The sequence below is a fragment of the Chryseobacterium glaciei genome, assembly GCF_001648155.1.
In the GTDB taxonomy this organism is placed as follows: Bacteria; Bacteroidota; Bacteroidia; order Flavobacteriales; family Weeksellaceae; genus Chryseobacterium; species Chryseobacterium glaciei.
The window spans coordinates 3,819,148-3,836,750 of record NZ_CP015199.1; the positions used below are offsets into that span (position 1 = coordinate 3,819,148).

Consider the following 17,603-nt stretch of genomic DNA (forward strand, 5'->3'; position numbering starts at 1 on the left):
TGCCTTTTTTTTAAACAATTATGAAAAACTCAACGATACTTTCAATAATAGCCTTTATTCTGTTTATGAATAGGATTCAGGCTCAGGATACAAGAAAAGATTCAGTAACGAATGAACGAGAAACTTCGATAAAAGAAGTTGTCATCAATGCTAAAAAGCCTTTAATTAAAAGTAAAATTGACGGTTTGGTATATGATGTCCAGTCAGATCCTGAAAGCAAATCGAAAAGTCTGATAGAAATGATGAAAAAACTCCCTTTTTTATCGGTCGACAGCAATGAAAATATACTTTTCAAAGGAAATATGAATTTTAAAATCCTGATGAACGGTAAAGAGACTCAACTTCTCAACACGAATGCAAAAGAGGTCTTAAAAAGTATTCCAGCAAATACGATTCAGAGTATAGAAATTATTACAAATCCATCCTCAAAATATGATGCAGAAGGTGTTTCTGGAATTATTAATATCATCACAACCAAGAAAATGAAGGATGGTTATAATGCTTCTGTCAATTTCGGGACAAAGTTTCCTAAGCAGGAACAAAATGCAGGTTTCTCATTAAATCTTCAACAAAAAAAATTGGGTATTTCGGCTTATGGAGGAACTTTTTTAAGAAATAATCCTGAAATTGATTATCAAAATAATCAACAAACGTCATCTAATCATCTTGATCAAAATGGAAGAACTTCAAGCAAAGGAAACGGAGGATATTTTAATGTAAATGCAAGTTATGAACTCGACAGCCTAAATTTATTAAACATTCAAATAGGCTCAAATTTATCTAAAAACAAGTCTAAAGATGTACTTGATTCTTATTTTTATCAACAAAATATTCTGACGGAAAATACGGTTTCGTCCAACAATTCCAAAAGCAAAGGAAAGGGTTTTGAAGCTTCGGTTAACTATCAGATGGGCTTTAAAAAAGATAAAAGTCAGCTTTTAACTTGGTCTTATAAATTCAATAATTATGATTACAATATATCGAGTATTTCCCACATTGATAATAAAATAGAAAATTCTTCCAACAGGATTGATCAGGATAATAACAACCAAAATAGCGAAAACACATTTCAGATTGATTTTGTGAAAAACATCAAAAAAGTATACTTGGAAACGGGCTTAAAAATGATTTTAAGAAAAAATAGCAGTGTTTACGATGCTGTTCCTGAAAATGTGGTGAATTCGGATGAGTTTTTAAATCAACAAAATATTTTTGGAGGTTATTTTTCTGCAAAATTCAGTTTGTTTGATTGGAATTTTCAAACCGGTTTACGACTTGAAAATACTGAAACTAAAGTGAATTTTACTTCAACAAATACAGAAGTTGATCAGAGTTATTTTAATCTGATTCCTAATATTTCCATTAATAAAAAATGGAAAGAACATCACAATATTAATCTTGGTTTTTCACAGCGGATTAAAAGACCGGGAATTATTAGACTGAATCCTTTTGTCAACAAATCGAATCCGTATTTTGAAATTAGTGGAAATCCATATTTGAAACCGGTTATCAATAATGATCTTATGGTAAATTATTCGTTTAATAAAAAAGTAAATCTCAATGTTGGACTTTCTTATTCCTTTTCAAATAAAGTTGATCTCAAGGTTTCCACTTATGATCCTTCGACAAATATTACCAAAACGACTTTTGAAAACTCAAGTAAAGCAAGCAGATTAGGATTGGATTATTATTTTAATTATCCGGTTACCAAAAAACTGAATTTGAGTATTAATGGAAATACTGCCTTATTTTTTATTAACGGAACGGTAAATAATATTTTCGTTAAAAATGATCTTTTCACGTATTATTTTTATTTGTCAGTCAATTATCAATTTGATAATAATTGGAACGTAAACTCAAATCTGGAAGTCAATAGCAAAATGCCTGCAGGGTTACAAAGTGCGACAAATGCTTTTGTGGGTTCTTCTTTCAGTGTTAATAAAAGTGTTTTAAATAATCAGCTTTCGTTTTCGGCATCTGTTAATAATCCGTTCAGTAAATTTAGAAGATCAGTTACGGAAACTTTTGGAGATCAGTTTTATCAAAATAATTATGTGAAAGATTATTACAGATCATTTGGCGTAAGTGTTCAGTATAAATTTGGGAAATTAAAAGATGAAATTAAAACAACGCAGCGAAAAATCAACAATAATGATCTTTCGAATTAAATTTTTATTCTTTTTTCTGTTATTTAAAAATAATTGATAAGTTGGAATCATTTTTGTCTTAAAATAATCAACACTAAATATAATATTATGATACCTGAAGATAATACCAACGAACAGAACAGAAAGCTCGAACAAATGGATTATAGTCCAATTGAAGACATTTTTAATAGAGAAAAACATATTCCTTTGGATGGAGACGGAAATCCTATCTTAAATGAAGACATTGATGACGACAAAATAGATAAAGGATTAGATATTCCGGGTATTGAAGATGATGATGAAATGGAAAAAATAGGCTCCGAAGATGAAGAAAATAATTATTGGAGTACAAGTGATAATGATGATGATCATGAAGAAGCAAACGATGATGTGCTTACCTAAAATAAGAGGCCTTACTAAAATTTAGTAAGGCTTTTTTTTGTTAACTATTTGTGTGTAAGTATTTGTTTGACAGAGTAATACTATTTGTTGTTATTAATTTAATATAAATAAATCGTTATGTTTAAACATTCTATCGTTAAAAGTGCTAAATTTATCATTATCTAGTGATTAATATTTTTAACTTATGACGAAATTTTTACATATTTTACTCATATTCGTTGGAGTTTTTGCATCCTCTCAAGCGCCTGTAAACATCAAAGTGAAAGATGCTCTAGGTAATGAAAATTTCAACGTAACGTGTGCTCACGACCTCGATGCCAACGGTTGTATAGCACTGCATGTGGAATATCCTGAGTTGAAGGAAACGACAAATTATCAGGTAAGTCAGGCATCATACAGTCCGCCGATCGCGATGAATCAGGGAACAGCGCTTAATGCCAATTATGATGATCTGTTTGCCGTAAAATTGGATCTTCCGTTCAAATTTTGCTTTTATAATCAATATTTTGAAGCGGTAGTTGTGGGTTCCAACGGAATGCTCACTTTTGATGAAAGTCAGCTCGGGAACATCAATTATCCGAATGTTCAATGGCAAAATCCCAATGTGAGTCTTCCAAAAAATTCTATTTTCGGGGCGTATCACGATATGGTTTTTTCATCAAATGATCAGTCTGAAATCTATTATTCCGTGATCGGAACGGCGCCTTACAGAAAATTTATTGTTAATTTTTATGAAGGAAGAGTAGCGGGGTGTACCGATCGTTCTTCTTCGCAAATTGTACTCCACGAAACAACAAATCAAATTGAAGTATTTGTTGATAAAAAATTAACACCCTGCCCAACCCGAAAATTTGAAAATGCATTAATTGGCGTTATCAACAGCGATGGAACGGTTGGTGTTTCTCCGGCATCCAGAAATACGGGAGTTTGGCAGGCTTTGCAGGAAGGCTGGAAATTTAATCCGGTCGGAAATGTTATTCCGCCACAGGTAACATGGACAAATGCTGCGGGACAGACCGTTGCTACAGGTATACAAACGACTATTTGTCCGACACAAAATGATGTCTACACAGCCAATGTTTTATTTAATATTTGTGGAAACAGCACGCTTACTTTGACGGATGATTTTGCGATCACTTTCGATCCAACTTATCCTGTTGCGAAGAATTATACACAAAATTTTTGTGGAAATGCTTCAGTTAATTTAAGTCTAAATAGTTTTCAATCAAATCTTACTTCTCAGAATCCTGCTAACTTTAATTTCAGCTTTCATTCAACATTGCTGGACGCGCAAAATAATCAGAATGCTTTGCCCAACGCCTATGTTTTGAATGCAAATACTGTTTTATATGTAAGAATTCAGAATCCAAGTAATCCGACATGTTTCAGGGTTTCAGTTTTAACACTTAATTTTGCGTCGAAAAACCTACTGAAATCTACAGTTGAACTTTGTGATACCAATAATAATGGAGTAGAGCAAAACTATGATCTTTCTTTGCTTAATATTGAGCTTTTCCCTCCCGGAACTACAGGGATTTCATATTTTGCAACACAAGCTGATGCTCAAAATAATAATAACAGCATAACGACAGCAAATATTACGACGAATACCAATATTTGGGTGAGACTTCAGGATGTGACGTGTACTTATATTTTAGGTCCGGTTCATTTTCAGTTCAAGCCTGGGGCTAATGTCAATTCTCCACTTACATTTCCTTATACGATGTGTGATATTAATGCTAATAATCAGGAACCATTTGATTTTGGATTAAATATTGGCCCATTAATTACAACCCAAACAGGAGTTATTTTTACAGCATATTCTACCTATAATGAAGCTTATACAAATAGTGGAACTGTATTAGCAACCATTAAACCAGGACAATATAAAGTTTTTATAAGAGTTGATATTCCAAATGGCTGCTTTGCTGTAGTTGAGGTAAATATGGATATAACTTTTACTAAAATTGAAGTCAACGAAAAGCATGAATATATCTGTTTTAACGGAACGGATAATATTACGGTCAATCTAAATACGTTATCTGCCGGAATGCTGATTTCCCCAACAACAGTTCCTGTAACTGAATTTTATCCTGATGCTGCGAGTGCAGAATTGGGAGTAGGAGCCATCAGTCCAAATCAGACGATTACAACGGATGGAAATTTTGTAACCCAAACCTATTTTGTACGTTTTGAACAATCTGATATCTGTTACACAGTCAGACCTTTGAATGTACATTTGGTTCATCCTGTGGCTGTTCAGTCAAGTTTTTCAGTGTGTGATTTTAATAATGATAATTCTGAAAATGTACCGTTATCTCAGTTCAGTGCTTCGATTATTGGAAATCAGAACGCTACAACATTATTTTATCTTAGTCAAACAGATGCACAAAATGGGAATAATCCTGTAACCAACGTTACGCTTACAGGAAACCAACAGGTTTTTGTGAAAATAACTTCTTATAATTGCGTACAGATTTATCCTATCAATTTAAGCTTAAACTCAACGCCGGTGGTAAACTCTCCGGTTACGATTTCGCTAAACAATATTTGTGATAATAATAATGATGGTGCGGAAATTTATAATTTAATTCAGACTCAATCACAGATTTATAGCGGAACGGATGCTACTTTTACGTATTACACTTCTTACGATCCTGCAACGCATATTTTTTCGGGCGAAATTACCAATCCGAGTCAATATAACGTTCCGGGAAATGCAACGATTTATGTGAAGGTTAAATTTAATAACAGCGAATGTTTTTCTGCGGCTCAGTTAACGATTCAGATGACATTTTTACCTCCAGTTGTTCTTCAGACTGCACTTTTGGAGAAATGTGATGAAGATTTTAATTTAAGTGAAACTTTTCAGTTGACTGATGCGATTCCGCAATTGTTTATTGCTTCCCAAAATACACAGCCACTTTCTAATATGACGATCACGTATTACAATACGTCTGCAGAAGCAAATGCAGGAGCGTCAGGAACGCAGATAGGCAATACAATTACAACAAATATTTCATCCGTGCAGGTTTGGGCGAGATTTCAGTCTAAAACTTCGGGTTGTTATTCTGTGGCTCCGATTCAGTTGAACACGTATTTTCCTCCGAAAGCAATCAATTCAACTTTAACAGTTTGTGATGAAAACCTAGACGGATCTTATGAAGTCAACTTGCTGAATTTTACGAATTTAATGGTTGATATTCAAAATCCGGCCAATGTATTTAGTTTTTATTTAACAGAACAAAACGCTCAAAACGGAACGAATCCTATTCCTAATCCACAGAATTTTACGGAAAATCCTTTCCCAACTCAGATTTGGGTGAAAGTTCAGAATATGGCGGCTTGTGATGATGTAGCAAGTATCAGTTTTCTATTTGGATCTAAGGTTGTTCTTCAAAATGCAGGCCCTTTTAACCTAAATAATGTTTGTGATATAGGAAATGACGGAATAGAAAATGTTAATTTAACTCAGTATGAACAGCAGATTTATACAGGAGGTAACGCAACGTTTACTTATTACCCTTCTTTGGCGGATATTAATGCCAATACAAATGTTATTGCAACGCCTTCGAATTATTCATTTAATCAAAATACAGGATCAAATACAATTTATGTAAAATTAAGCGTTCCCGGATCTTGTCCTGAAAGAGTAGAGATACATTTGTCTTTAAAGCAAACTCCAATTTTCAATATTCCGACGCAGTATATTTGTCAGGATGGTTCGTTAACGTATACTGTTCATGTTGAGGGATTTAATATTGTAAGTTATGTCTGGACAGATCCAAACGGACAGGTAGTTTCAAACACAGATACCATTACAGGAGTTACTGTAATCGGAACTTATACGCTCACAGTTATTGCTGATAACGGATGTTCTTACACGGGTACTTTTGAATTGAAATATTATGATGTTCCCGTTATCCAAAAGCTTGATATTAACGGAAATAACTGTACGGTTTACGCTACAGGTTCAAAAACAATATTGTATTCGATAGACGGAATTACATGGCAGGCGAGCAATACATTCTATAATTTACCGACAGGAATTATCACTTTTTACGTGAAATATGTTGACGGAGAATGTATCGTAAAACAGGACGGGGTAATTTTGGATATTAAAAATGCCATTACACCAAACGGAGACGGTCTTAACGATAAATGGATCATAAAAAATCTCCATGTTTTCGGAAATAGAATGACCAACGTAAAAGTATTTGACCGTTATCAGGCTTTGATTTTCGAACAGAATACCAATACTCAAATCATTTGGGACGGTACAATTTTAGGAAGAGCTATTCCAACGTCGAGTTACTGGTATGTCATCACACTTCCGGACGGACGATCATTTACTGGTTGGATTCTCGTCAAAAATAATAATTAAAAAAATCATTTCTCATGAATATAACCTTACTGAATTTCGGTAAGGTTTTTTATTTTTGAAAGCTAAACACAAATTAAAAACAACAAATAATGAAAGAAATCTTAATACAAATCAATGGAGCTCCCATCCGCAGGAACTTTGTAGAACATCTATCTTACAATTTAAATGTAAAAAAGTTAATTTTTAACAGGATCTTTCAAAAGAAAATACTGAATATTACGTTTAATTCTTAAATTTGGCTCATGCGAAAGAATCTTTATCTCATCATTATATCATTTTCTCTTATTAGTTGCTATACTTATCAGGTTAAAAAACCTTTGGATACAACGATCGACAATAAGCAGGATCCTAAAAGGAATGCCACTATTGCTAATAATACTTCTCCGCAAATGACAAGTACAACGGCTGGATCCCAAAACCCAAACGGACAACAAACGCCTATCCCAGTTAATGTTCAGGAGAAACTTACACCTAACAAAAATGTTAAAATTGAGGTTGATGGCAAGTCTTATAAAGTAATAGTTGACAAGTGGGAAAGCGATAGTTTGGTTGTACATCCGGTTCATAATGCTAAAAAAACTCTGAAATTCCATAAGAACCAGATTAATGCTGAGAAAATTAAAGAAAAACGCTTTTCACAACCCATAGCTGATATTATTACTGTTGTTGCTTATGCAGGAATTGGTGTTTTAATCTACTCTCTGATCCGTTAATTTTTTAAAAATTTTTCTTTAAATTTTCGCAATTCGGAATTTTTACCGTTTAGTTGCATTGTATTTTCTAATTTGAATATCTTTAAGACTTTCAAATTAAACTCAGAACTTTATATAACAATATGACTTTCCAAGAACAAATACAGCAGGGGATTCCAAATCAATTACCTCAATCAAAACCATACGAAACCAATATAAACCATGCGCCGAAGCGTAAAGAAATTTTAGGTGAAGAAGAGAAAAAATTAGCCCTAAAAAATGCTTTACGTTATTTCGAACCACAGTTTCATGCAGAATTATTGCCTGAATTTAAAGAAGAATTAGAAAAATACGGTAGAATTTACATGTACCGTTTTCGTCCGGATTATGAAATGAAGGCTAGACCCATTTCAGAATATCCGGGAAAATCTGAGCAGGCAAAATCAATTATGTTGATGATTCAGAATAATCTGGATTATGCCGTGGCTCAACATCCTCACGAATTAATTACTTACGGTGGAAATGGTGCCGTTTTCTCAAACTGGGCTCAATATCTTTTGACAATGAAATATCTGTCGGAAATGACAGATGAACAGACGTTAACGATGTATTCAGGGCATCCGATGGGATTATTTCCTTCTCACAAAGATGCGCCAAGAGTGGTTGTAACGAACGGAATGATGATTCCAAACTATTCTAAACCGGATGATTGGGAGAAATTCAATGCACTGGGTGTTTCACAGTACGGACAAATGACAGCCGGAAGTTATATGTACATCGGCCCACAAGGAATTGTTCATGGAACAACGATTACGGTGTTAAATGCTTTCAGAAAAATCAATAAAGAACCAAAAGGTGGACTTTTCATTACCTCTGGTTTAGGCGGAATGAGTGGAGCTCAGCCAAAAGCAGGAAATATTGCAGGTTGCGTTACGGTTTGTGCTGAGGTAAATCCAAAGATTACAAAAATTCGTCACGCTCAAAAATGGATCAATGAAGTTCATGAAAATCTGGATGAATTGGTAGAAAGAGTGAAAAAAGCTCAGGAAACTCAGGAAACGGTTTCTCTGGCTTATCTTGGAAACATTGTTGAGGTTTGGGAAAAATTTGATCAGGAAAATTTAAGAATTGATATTGGTTCAGACCAGACTTCACTTCATAATCCTTGGGCGGGAGGGTATTATCCTGCAGGACAAAGTTTTGAAGAATCAAACAAAATGATGGCCGAAGATCCTGAATTATTCAAAGAAAAAGTTCAGGAAACCTTAAGAAGACACGCTGCAGCAATCAATAAACATACAGAAAAAGGAACGTATTTCTTCGATTACGGAAACGCCTTTTTATTGGAAGCTTCAAGAGCCGGAGCAGATGTAATGTCAGACAATCCGACGATTGGAAAAGAATTCAAATATCCAAGTTATGTTCAGGATATTATGGGACCAATGTGTTTCGATTACGGTTTCGGGCCGTTCCGTTGGGTTTGTACGAGCGGAAATCCGGAAGATTTACAGAAAACGGATGATATTGCGTGTCAGGTTTTAGAAGAAATGATCAAAACATCTCCTGAAGAAATTCAACAGCAGATGAAGGATAATATTCAGTGGATCAAAGGTGCGCAGGAAAATAAATTGGTTGTTGGTTCACAAGCGAGAATTTTATACGCTGATGCAGAAGGAAGAATGAAAATTGCTGAAGCTTTCAACAAAGCCATCAAAAACGGTGAGATTGGAGCGGTAGTTTTAGGAAGAGATCATCACGATGTTTCTGGAACGGATTCGCCTTACAGAGAGACTTCCAATATTTATGACGGATCAAGATTTACAGCAGATATGGCGATCCAGAATGTGATTGGTGATAGTTTCCGTGGCGCAACTTGGGTTTCCATTCACAATGGAGGTGGAGTTGGCTGGGGGGAAGTGATCAACGGTGGTTTCGGAATGTTGCTTGATGGAAGCGATGATGCCGACAGAAGATTAAAATCAATGCTTTTCTGGGATGTTAACAACGGAATTTCAAGAAGAAGCTGGGCAAGAAATGAGGGTGCCGTTTTCGCGATCAAAAGAGCGATGGAAATGGAACCGAATTTGAAAGTGACGTTGCCGAATTTTGTGGATGAGAATTTATTTTAAAGCTTTTTAGATATGATAAGACCCTGCTGTTAGGCAGGGTCTTATGTATTATGTTGAATTTTCTTTCTTCCTTTTTCAGATATCTAATCTATCTATTAAAAAGGTTTTTTTATAGGTAGGTAGATATGTTGAACCAATAGTTTCTAGTGCTTCTACATTATATGGTAAGTAATCTTTTAAGAACTGTTTAACAAAGTTATTATTATAGTTAATAATATTATTAATATTTTCAGTACCCAAACCTATTTTTTCATCTACAGATTGCCTTAATTTTTTTATTCTATCCACTGGCTTAGGATGTGTCAGTGAATAATTTATTTTAGGAAATAAATAATCTTCTATTTGATCACACATATCCAAATATGAAAAAAATAGAAATGCATTATCTACTAACTCGGTCTGATCGTATTCATTGTACAGAGTATTTATTATTGCATTTCTATCTGCTTCAAATTCACATTCTTGTTTGTAAGTATAAAATTCGAGATTATTTGTCAAATAATTAATCCTATCATGAGATTTCATTATTGTACTGTTTTCAAGATGTCCAAGATAGTGATGTGCATATTCATGCCCGATAATAAAAAGCATTTGCCAATCGGTGAAGTAATCGATTTTCTTTTTAATCGATTTAGGTAATTTCCCTCTAGTATCAATTTCAAAGTCCAAAGATTCAGTTCCTAGTCTAATACGATTAGCTAGAATGAAAGAGTGAAAGATATCAATATCTTTTATTCCTAATTGTTCTCCAAAATGAAATATGTTCATATAGAACAAAAATTGACGTAAAGAATAAGATAAAACAATTATATTTCCGAAAGGTGTTTTTATACACAGCCCATTTGCGTCATTTAGATGAATTGTTCCATGTGGAATATGCTTACATTTTTCTCTTAGGTCAGGTTTTAATTTTTTTAAATATTGCTTATATTGAGAGGATTCAAAAAAATTGGTAAAAGACCATTTTTCTCCAATTTTTTTTTGGAGTTTGCCAAAAGTTCTTTTTAACCTAATATTATTTTCAACTTGTTCAGCTCTTAATCTTAAAAGATAATCTTCTGATGATTTTATATCAAATATTTGTTTAATCTCATTCTTATTAAGAAATGGATAAAAAAAGAGTTCATCATCAGACAGGTCTTCGATTTCAGAATATTCAAATCGATTATGAATTTGTGCAAAGATGTCTAATTTTTCATCATAAATAAAGTCATTTTTGAGTATTTCATATTGTTTATGCTTTTTTAATTCTTCGAAAAAATAATCAATATATTCTTTTGGAGGGTTTTTTAAAATTTCTATGTCCAAATGATAGTTAGAATTTGGTAAATTCTTAATCATGAATTCATGTAATTCATTTTTTTGAGTCATTTTTTAACTGTTATTTTTTTATATTATAGGTAACATTTAGATTGATCTGGTGAATGGTATAAACGGTACCTATCAAATGTATAAAAGTAATTTTAAAAAAGGTTACGTATTTTCACTGAAATTTTATATTTCAAAGATTTCACAACACTTCAGTATAATATTATTTATTTTATTATTTTCTATATTTGTGTCATAAATCGATACTAAAAAACATAAAATAATGATAGAAGAAATAGAAAAATATATCGAAATTCAAAATAATATCGATGAAATTTTAAAAAATTCTCCTTTCAAAATGTCTTACATTATTGAGAAATCCGGAATTAAAAAGCCTACTTTTTTCAAAAAACTGAAAGAAAAAAGATTTACACCAGAAGAACTTCTAGTCATTTCAAAAACAATAGAAGTGAAGCAATGGAGAAATGAAACTAAAGAAGAAATTCTGGAATCTTTGAAAAAATCGGAAGAAGATATTAGAAACGGGCGTGTTTACAGCTATGAAGAGGTAAAGGAAAGATCTAAAAAAAGATTAGAAAATTACAGAAATGAAAATCCAATTTAGTAAGCAATCTTTTGATGATTTAGATGAAATTGAAGATTATCTTTTAAATAAATGGAATGATAAGGTATTGGAAGATTTTAATTTAAAACTAGATCATTGCATTAAGCTTATAATAGATGGAGTTGTCGTTTTCCAAAAATATGAAGATACCGTTTATCACAAAGTTTTAATCACTAAACATAATACGATGATTTATAGTTTGAATGAAGATACGCTTACGGTTCACAGAATTCTCCAAAACTTTCAAGATCCAGATGAAAATTATAAATCTGTGACAACATAAATTCAAAACATAAGATATCAAATTATCGTGTATTCAAAACTAAAACCTCTCGGAATTCTTTCATTATTACTATTGATGGCATTTTACAGCCTTCAGGAAATTCCGTTGGTGTATCCTTCCTATTTTCCGAAGCCGTTGTATGATTTTAAGGCAAATCCGTTGAAACGTGCTAAAATAGAGTTGGGCAGAAAACTATTTTATGACCCAATTTTATCGAGGAATAATAGTGTTTCGTGTTCTTCCTGTCATAATTCAAACCAAGCTTTTTCCCATGCAGGAAATGGTTTAAGCAAAGGAATTGAGGATGGAATAGGAGACCGTAACTCACCTGCGATATTCAATCTTGCTTGGCAGAAGAAATTCATGTGGGATGGCTCGGTTGTGAATATTGATGTTCAGGCTTTGGCACCGATCAATCATCCTAAAGAAATGGGGGAGGACATTAATGCGGTTGTCCGAAAGCTCAATAAATCAAAAGAATATAAAACGCTTTTCTACAGAAGTTTTGGTGACAGTTTAGCAACTACGGAACGAATTATGAAATCACTTTCGCAGTTTCAATTGACGAATGTTTCTGCTAATTCTAAATATGATAAAGTAAAACAGGGTAAAGCAAAATTCACTGAAGCGGAAGCGAATGGATATAAGGTATTCAAAAATAATTGCAGTTCGTGTCACACCGAGCCTTTGTTTTCCAGTTACGAGTTTGCAAATAATGGACTTCCCATCAATCCCGAACTCAAAGACTACGGAAAATGGAATAAAACAATGGAACCGGAAGATAAACTGATGTTCAAAATTCCAAGCCTCAGAAATCTTTCTTACACTTATCCTTATATGCATGACGGGAGATTTCAAACCCTGAATGAAGTGTTGGAACATTATGAAAAAGGTATAGAAAAAAGTCCAACCTTAGCAAAAGAACTTCAAAATCCGATTGTTTTTACGCCAAAAGAGAAAGAAAATTTGTTGGCTTTTTTGAGAACGCTTAACGATTCGGTGATGGTTTCAAATAAAGAATATCAAAAGATGGATAAATAAAAATGACGATTCGAAAATTGTTATACTAATCTTTGCTGAGTGAAACGCCCTTGCGAACTTAAAAACAGTTAGTAGTCAAAAAAACTTTGCGAAACTTTGCGTTAAAAAATAGATAAAAGTCTGTTTAAACAAATAAATTAAACAATGAAAAAAATAGGAATTATAGGTTGTGGCTGGCTAGGCGGTCATATTGCAGAGAGATTATCCGGTCAGTATGAAATTTTCGTAACCATCACTTCTCCATCTAAAGTAGAAGATCTAACTTCAAAAGGATATCACACAACATTGGTTGATTTTCCGAATGATCTATCCGAAACCATGACAGAATGGGAAGTTGCGCCACAATTGGATGCCGTGATTATTACAGTTCCTTTTGCCGGAGTAAGAGGTGCGGAAATTCCGTTGCAGGGAAAAGCGCAGAACCTGTTGACATTCCTTGGAGATTACAAAGGTCAGCTCTTTTTGATGAGTTCTACCGGAGTTTATCCCGAGACCGAAAAAGAATTTACAGAAGACGATCGATCTGCAGACGATGTTCCGAGTGAGAGTGTCATAAAAAGTATATTCCCTCATGTCAATATTTTGAGATTGGCCGGATTAATGGGAGATCAGCGATTGTTGAAGAATTATAATATTTCCAATTTGGATCTGTTGGTAAACCATATTCATTACGCTGATATTTGTTCGGTCGTTGAAAAAATGCTGAACAACCAATCTCAATCCAAAGTGTATAACGTGGTGGCGCCTGTTCATCCTAATAAAGAAGAAATCATCAATGCTCAGAAAGATCTGCCGTATTCGGGAGAACGTACTACTAAAGGTAGAACGATATCGTCAGCAAAATTAATTTCAGAGCTGGATTTTGAATTTGAATATCCGGATCCGAGGTATTTTCATTTGTAAATGATAAAACCTGTGTGGGGCAGGTTTTATTAAATTATATATTTTTCAAGCCTAAAATATGTAATTTAATGCAAGAAATTTATTTATGTTCTACAATAGCTTGTAAAAAATCGAGTGCTTGTCTCAATTTGGCTAAGGTATTTTCTTCCATTTCCTCAGGATTAAAATGCATTACTTCATTTCTAATTATATTTACTTCAGCAAGCATCTTTTGTAAAATAACTCTATCAATTTTAATTTCTAATTTCCTGAAAAGACTTTCATTTTCAATAATTCTTACATAATGCCCAAATGATAAATCTGATAAATGTTTAATTTCTTTATTGTATTTATCTACATCTAAAACTTTATTTATATCATCAAATATTAACTTATCATCTAAGATTCTTCGAATTAAATTTTCAATTTGCTCGATGAGTAAAAAAGGTTCTGATAGAATAAGAAATTGTTCTCCAATATCAGTAGCAGTAACTATTCCTGAAATATCTTTTTTAAAATCTTTCACTAACACAACTTCTTTGCTTAGTATTATTTTAACTGCTTTAAAAAGAGGTTCATCATAATTTAAAACTTCAACAGATTCAAAACAATCTTTAACTAACTCACATTTCTTACCCAATGCTAGTGCTTTTCCTATACTTTTCCAACTAACCAACCCATAGACTTCTTTAGAGCTTGATAAAATTGGAAGTTGTGAATAATTATGTTTTATCATTAAAGTTACTGCTTCAGTTATAGATGTCTCTTTTTTAACTGTTATTAAACCATATATGCTTTCAGAATTATTTAAGTCCGAAGATTTAATAATATTTAAGCGCGGAATTATATCAACATATTTAGCTTTTTTTAGCTCTCCATTTGATTGTATTGTAGGTTTTAATGAAATTTTCACAGAGCCATAAAAATTTGCTCTATCAAATGTTGGCTCCATTTCTAGTTCATATTTTTCTAACCAAGTATTTACATTTTCAATAACTCTCCATCCTCGTCTTGCAACTCCATAATATGATATAACAGATTTTGTGGATATTTTTTCAGTTTTTTTTTGCTTTTTTATTTCTAGCAAAAAAGCTTCAAGTTTATTCATTTGGTATATAGTTTTTAGTTAAGTTTCAAATATAAAAACAATATTCAATATTTATCAAAATATTCTATTTCAATTAAAAGTAGGAAATGTATTTTATTTATCATTACGGTTTTCCGTAATCTTAAAAATTCTAAAACAGAAAAATCCTATTTTTAATCTCCTCAAACTCTCTGCAAGCCATAACCACAATTAAAACAAACCTTCGTACATTTCCGGAGGTTTGTTTTAAGGTCATTTGTAACAAAACAACTTTTTTATATATTTGATTAACATGAAAAAATATTTTTTTAGTTTAATTTTCGCAATCATTTTTTCGGTTCCTGCTGCTGCTTGTCTGAATGGGGAAACCTTAAAACTGGAAAACGGAATAACTCTTTATGAAGACTATGACGGATTTATTCCTTATGGTCATAGTTTTTGGGGGGATCAAGAATTAAAAGAAATTTTATTATCCCTTGATAAAGATTATAAGGAAACTAAAAAGATAGAGTATTTATCAGATAAAGGTTTAATACTTATCATTCTGGGAAAATATCAGGAAGCGATTGACCTTTATAAAGGAATTGAAAAATTGCATCCGAATAGATATTCCACGGCTTCCAATATCGGAACAGCTTATGAATTAATCGGAAACAATACTGAAGCTTTGAAATGGATTAAGAAAGGAGTGCAACTTAATCCAAGTTCCCATTTTGGCTCGGAGTGGATTCATGTTAATATTCTAAAAGCTAAAATTAAAGGTGAAAAATATATAACATCACAGTTTTTACTAGAAAAAGATTTTGGAAAAGATAAAATACCTAAATCCGATATGGACAGAAGAAGTCTTTATGATTTTAGAGCAAGTCTTTATTATCAATTAAATGAAAGGATTTCTTTTGTACAACCAAAAGATAAAATTATAGCTCACCTTTTATTTGATTTAGGAAATGTTTCTTACTTATATAGAGATAAAGAAGATGCAATGGAAGATTATAAATTAGCGAAAAAATACGGTTTTAATGATCCTATTTTAGATGAAAGAATGAAACTTTATTCTCCAAAAGTTATTGATAATGTTGAAAGAAAAGTAATAAGAGAAGTAAAATATCAAATAAAACCAACAAGAAGATCTCAATTAATGGGAATGATTATTTCTGTTTTTGCTTTAATTTTTTCAGGATTAATTGTTTTCACTTTTAGAAAGAAAATTTTTACAATGCTTAAATAATTAAAAATTTAATACTGCTTTCCAACCTTTTCCAAAAACATAGCATCTTTATATAAAAGCAATGTTATGAAACTTACCATACCAAAACCATGTCATGAAAACTGGGAAATGATGACTCCCGCGGAAAAAGGAAGATTTTGTTCTGTCTGTTCTAAAACTGTTCGGGATTTTACCGTTGCTTCGGATGATGAAATTATTGAGGTTATTTCTAATGCTGCAGACAAAGATATTTGTGGTAATTTTTATGATTCGCAACTCAATAGAAATTTGCAATACTCTTATATTAATTCAATTTTTGTGAAGTTTGCAGTGGGTTTTATCCTTACAACAGGAGGATTTGTTTCCTTACAGGCACAGGAAAATAAACCTAACGTAATGATAAATAAAGTGCCGGGAGTAGTCATTAATCAGCCAAAAGATACTTTAAGCAGAAGACAGATGACGGTTGGTGGCATAAGTTCAGGTGTAAGAAATGACCAGAAAGCTTTGGTGGTATTGGATGGTAAAGTAATTAGTTTAAAGGATTTTGAAGCGCTCGATTCTAATTCAATAAAAACAGTAAATGTTCTGAAAGGAGCTTCTGCAACGGCAATATACGGTGCTCCGGCTCAGAATGGAGTCATTATTATTACAACTAAAAAGAAATTTAAAAACAGAAAAAATAAAACTTAACAGATTTAAATAAAACAAGACTCAGCACACAGCTGAGTCTTGTTATTTCTATAAAATTTAAAACGGACTATTTCACCGCCTTAATCGCTGCTTCATAATTCGGTTCATGCGAAATATCAGCAACCTGCTCTTCATAAACAATTTTTCCTGAAGGATCGATCACGATAACCGCTCTGCTTAAAAGGCCTTTCATCATAGAATCTGTAATTTCTACACCGTAAGTTTTCCCGAAATCAGAACGGAAATCAGAAAGCATTACAACATTTTTGATTCCTTCTGCGCCACAAAATCTTTTTTGAGCAAAAGGCAGATCTTTAGAAATACAAAGAACAACCGTGTTCGGAATATTCGCCGCATCTTCATTAAAATGACGTACAGAAGCCGAACAAACACCCGTGTCTACACTCGGAAAAATATTTAAGATCATGTATTTTCCTTTGTAAGAATCAAGAGTTTGATCTTTCATGGTAACGTCTGTAAGCGTAAATTTTGGAGCTGCTTTATTTACTGAGGGCAATTTAGCATAAGTATGTACAGGTTTTCCTCCCATCAAAACGGTATTTTCCGTTTTAGCATTTTGAGCAAAGCTCAACACAGAGAAAAATAATACCGTGCTGAAAATTAATTTTGAAAACATAATTTTATTTTTAGCAAAATTATTCTTTTTTCCAGTATCTAACATTAATTTTATGATGATTCGTAATTTTGATTTAATTGAAA

The 17,603-nt window shown here is 32.6% G+C and carries 14 protein-coding genes; 11 read left to right on the forward strand and 3 right to left on the reverse strand.

Annotated elements, in window-relative coordinates:
* Positions 1-20: 20 nt before the first annotated feature.
* The 5 genes from A0O34_RS17125 to A0O34_RS17145 all read left to right on the forward strand — a co-directional run bounded on the left by A0O34_RS17125 (position 21) and on the right by A0O34_RS17145 (position 9,754).
* Positions 21-2,168, forward strand: coding sequence for an outer membrane beta-barrel family protein (locus A0O34_RS17125; RefSeq protein WP_066757314.1), 2,148 nt, complete (start codon positions 21-23; stop codon positions 2,166-2,168).
* 87 nt (positions 2,169-2,255) lie between these two features.
* Complete coding sequence (locus tag A0O34_RS17130; protein ID WP_066757316.1) at positions 2,256-2,549, forward strand: hypothetical protein; 294 nt, start codon at positions 2,256-2,258, stop codon at positions 2,547-2,549.
* A gap of 184 nt (positions 2,550-2,733) precedes the next feature.
* Positions 2,734-6,933, forward strand: coding sequence for a T9SS type B sorting domain-containing protein (locus A0O34_RS17135; protein WP_066757319.1), 4,200 nt, complete (start codon positions 2,734-2,736; stop codon positions 6,931-6,933).
* A gap of 242 nt (positions 6,934-7,175) precedes the next feature.
* Complete coding sequence (locus A0O34_RS17140; RefSeq protein WP_066757321.1) at positions 7,176-7,646, forward strand: hypothetical protein; 471 nt, start codon at positions 7,176-7,178, stop codon at positions 7,644-7,646.
* 122 nt (positions 7,647-7,768) lie between these two features.
* Complete coding sequence (locus A0O34_RS17145; RefSeq protein ID WP_066757323.1) at positions 7,769-9,754, forward strand: urocanate hydratase; 1,986 nt, start codon at positions 7,769-7,771, stop codon at positions 9,752-9,754.
* Positions 9,755-9,829: 75 nt separating this feature from the next.
* Here A0O34_RS17145 and A0O34_RS17150 read toward each other — a convergent pair whose 3' ends face one another.
* Entirely contained in the window at positions 9,830-11,125 is a 1,296-nt protein-coding gene (locus A0O34_RS17150; protein WP_066757325.1) for a M48 family metalloprotease, read from the reverse strand.
* 220 nt (positions 11,126-11,345) lie between these two features.
* Here A0O34_RS17150 and A0O34_RS17155 point away from each other — a divergent pair, with 220 nt between their 5' ends.
* The 4 genes from A0O34_RS17155 (at position 11,346) to A0O34_RS17170 (ending at position 13,914) form a co-directional block, all read left to right on the forward strand.
* Positions 11,346-11,687 carry a hypothetical protein gene (locus A0O34_RS17155; RefSeq protein ID WP_066757328.1) on the forward strand — a complete coding sequence of 114 codons (342 nt, stop codon included), beginning with the start codon at positions 11,346-11,348 and terminating at the stop codon, positions 11,685-11,687.
* Positions 11,671-11,970, forward strand: a complete 300-nt coding sequence (locus A0O34_RS17160; RefSeq protein ID WP_066757331.1) for a type II toxin-antitoxin system RelE/ParE family toxin — start codon at positions 11,671-11,673, stop codon at positions 11,968-11,970. The genes A0O34_RS17155 and A0O34_RS17160 overlap by 17 nt, the downstream gene beginning before the upstream one ends.
* A 27-nt stretch (positions 11,971-11,997) precedes the next feature.
* Complete coding sequence (locus A0O34_RS17165) at positions 11,998-13,011, forward strand: cytochrome-c peroxidase (RefSeq protein ID WP_228394304.1); 1,014 nt, start codon at positions 11,998-12,000, stop codon at positions 13,009-13,011.
* Between the two features lie 144 nt (positions 13,012-13,155).
* On the forward strand, positions 13,156-13,914 hold the full coding sequence (locus tag A0O34_RS17170) for a Rossmann-fold NAD(P)-binding domain-containing protein (RefSeq protein ID WP_066757337.1): 759 nt from the start codon (positions 13,156-13,158) through the stop codon (positions 13,912-13,914).
* A gap of 79 nt (positions 13,915-13,993) precedes the next feature.
* Here A0O34_RS17170 and A0O34_RS17175 read toward each other — a convergent pair whose 3' ends face one another.
* Complete coding sequence (locus A0O34_RS17175) at positions 13,994-15,001, reverse strand: CBS domain-containing protein (protein ID WP_066757340.1); 1,008 nt, start codon at positions 14,999-15,001, stop codon at positions 13,994-13,996.
* Between the two features lie 271 nt (positions 15,002-15,272).
* Here A0O34_RS17175 and A0O34_RS17180 point away from each other — a divergent pair, with 271 nt between their 5' ends.
* Positions 15,273-16,211 carry a tetratricopeptide repeat protein gene (locus tag A0O34_RS17180; RefSeq protein ID WP_066757342.1) on the forward strand — a complete coding sequence of 313 codons (939 nt, stop codon included), beginning with the start codon at positions 15,273-15,275 and terminating at the stop codon, positions 16,209-16,211.
* Positions 16,212-16,277: 66 nt separating this feature from the next.
* The gene (locus A0O34_RS17185; RefSeq protein WP_066757343.1) at positions 16,278-16,883 is read left to right on the forward strand and encodes a TonB-dependent receptor plug domain-containing protein; all 606 of its coding nucleotides are present in this window, start codon (positions 16,278-16,280) and stop codon (positions 16,881-16,883) included.
* A gap of 67 nt (positions 16,884-16,950) precedes the next feature.
* Here A0O34_RS17185 and tpx read toward each other — a convergent pair whose 3' ends face one another.
* A complete protein-coding gene (gene tpx / locus A0O34_RS17190; protein ID WP_082891263.1) occupies positions 16,951-17,520 on the reverse strand; it encodes a thiol peroxidase in 570 nt (189 codons plus the stop codon).
* Positions 17,521-17,603 lie beyond the last annotated feature (83 nt).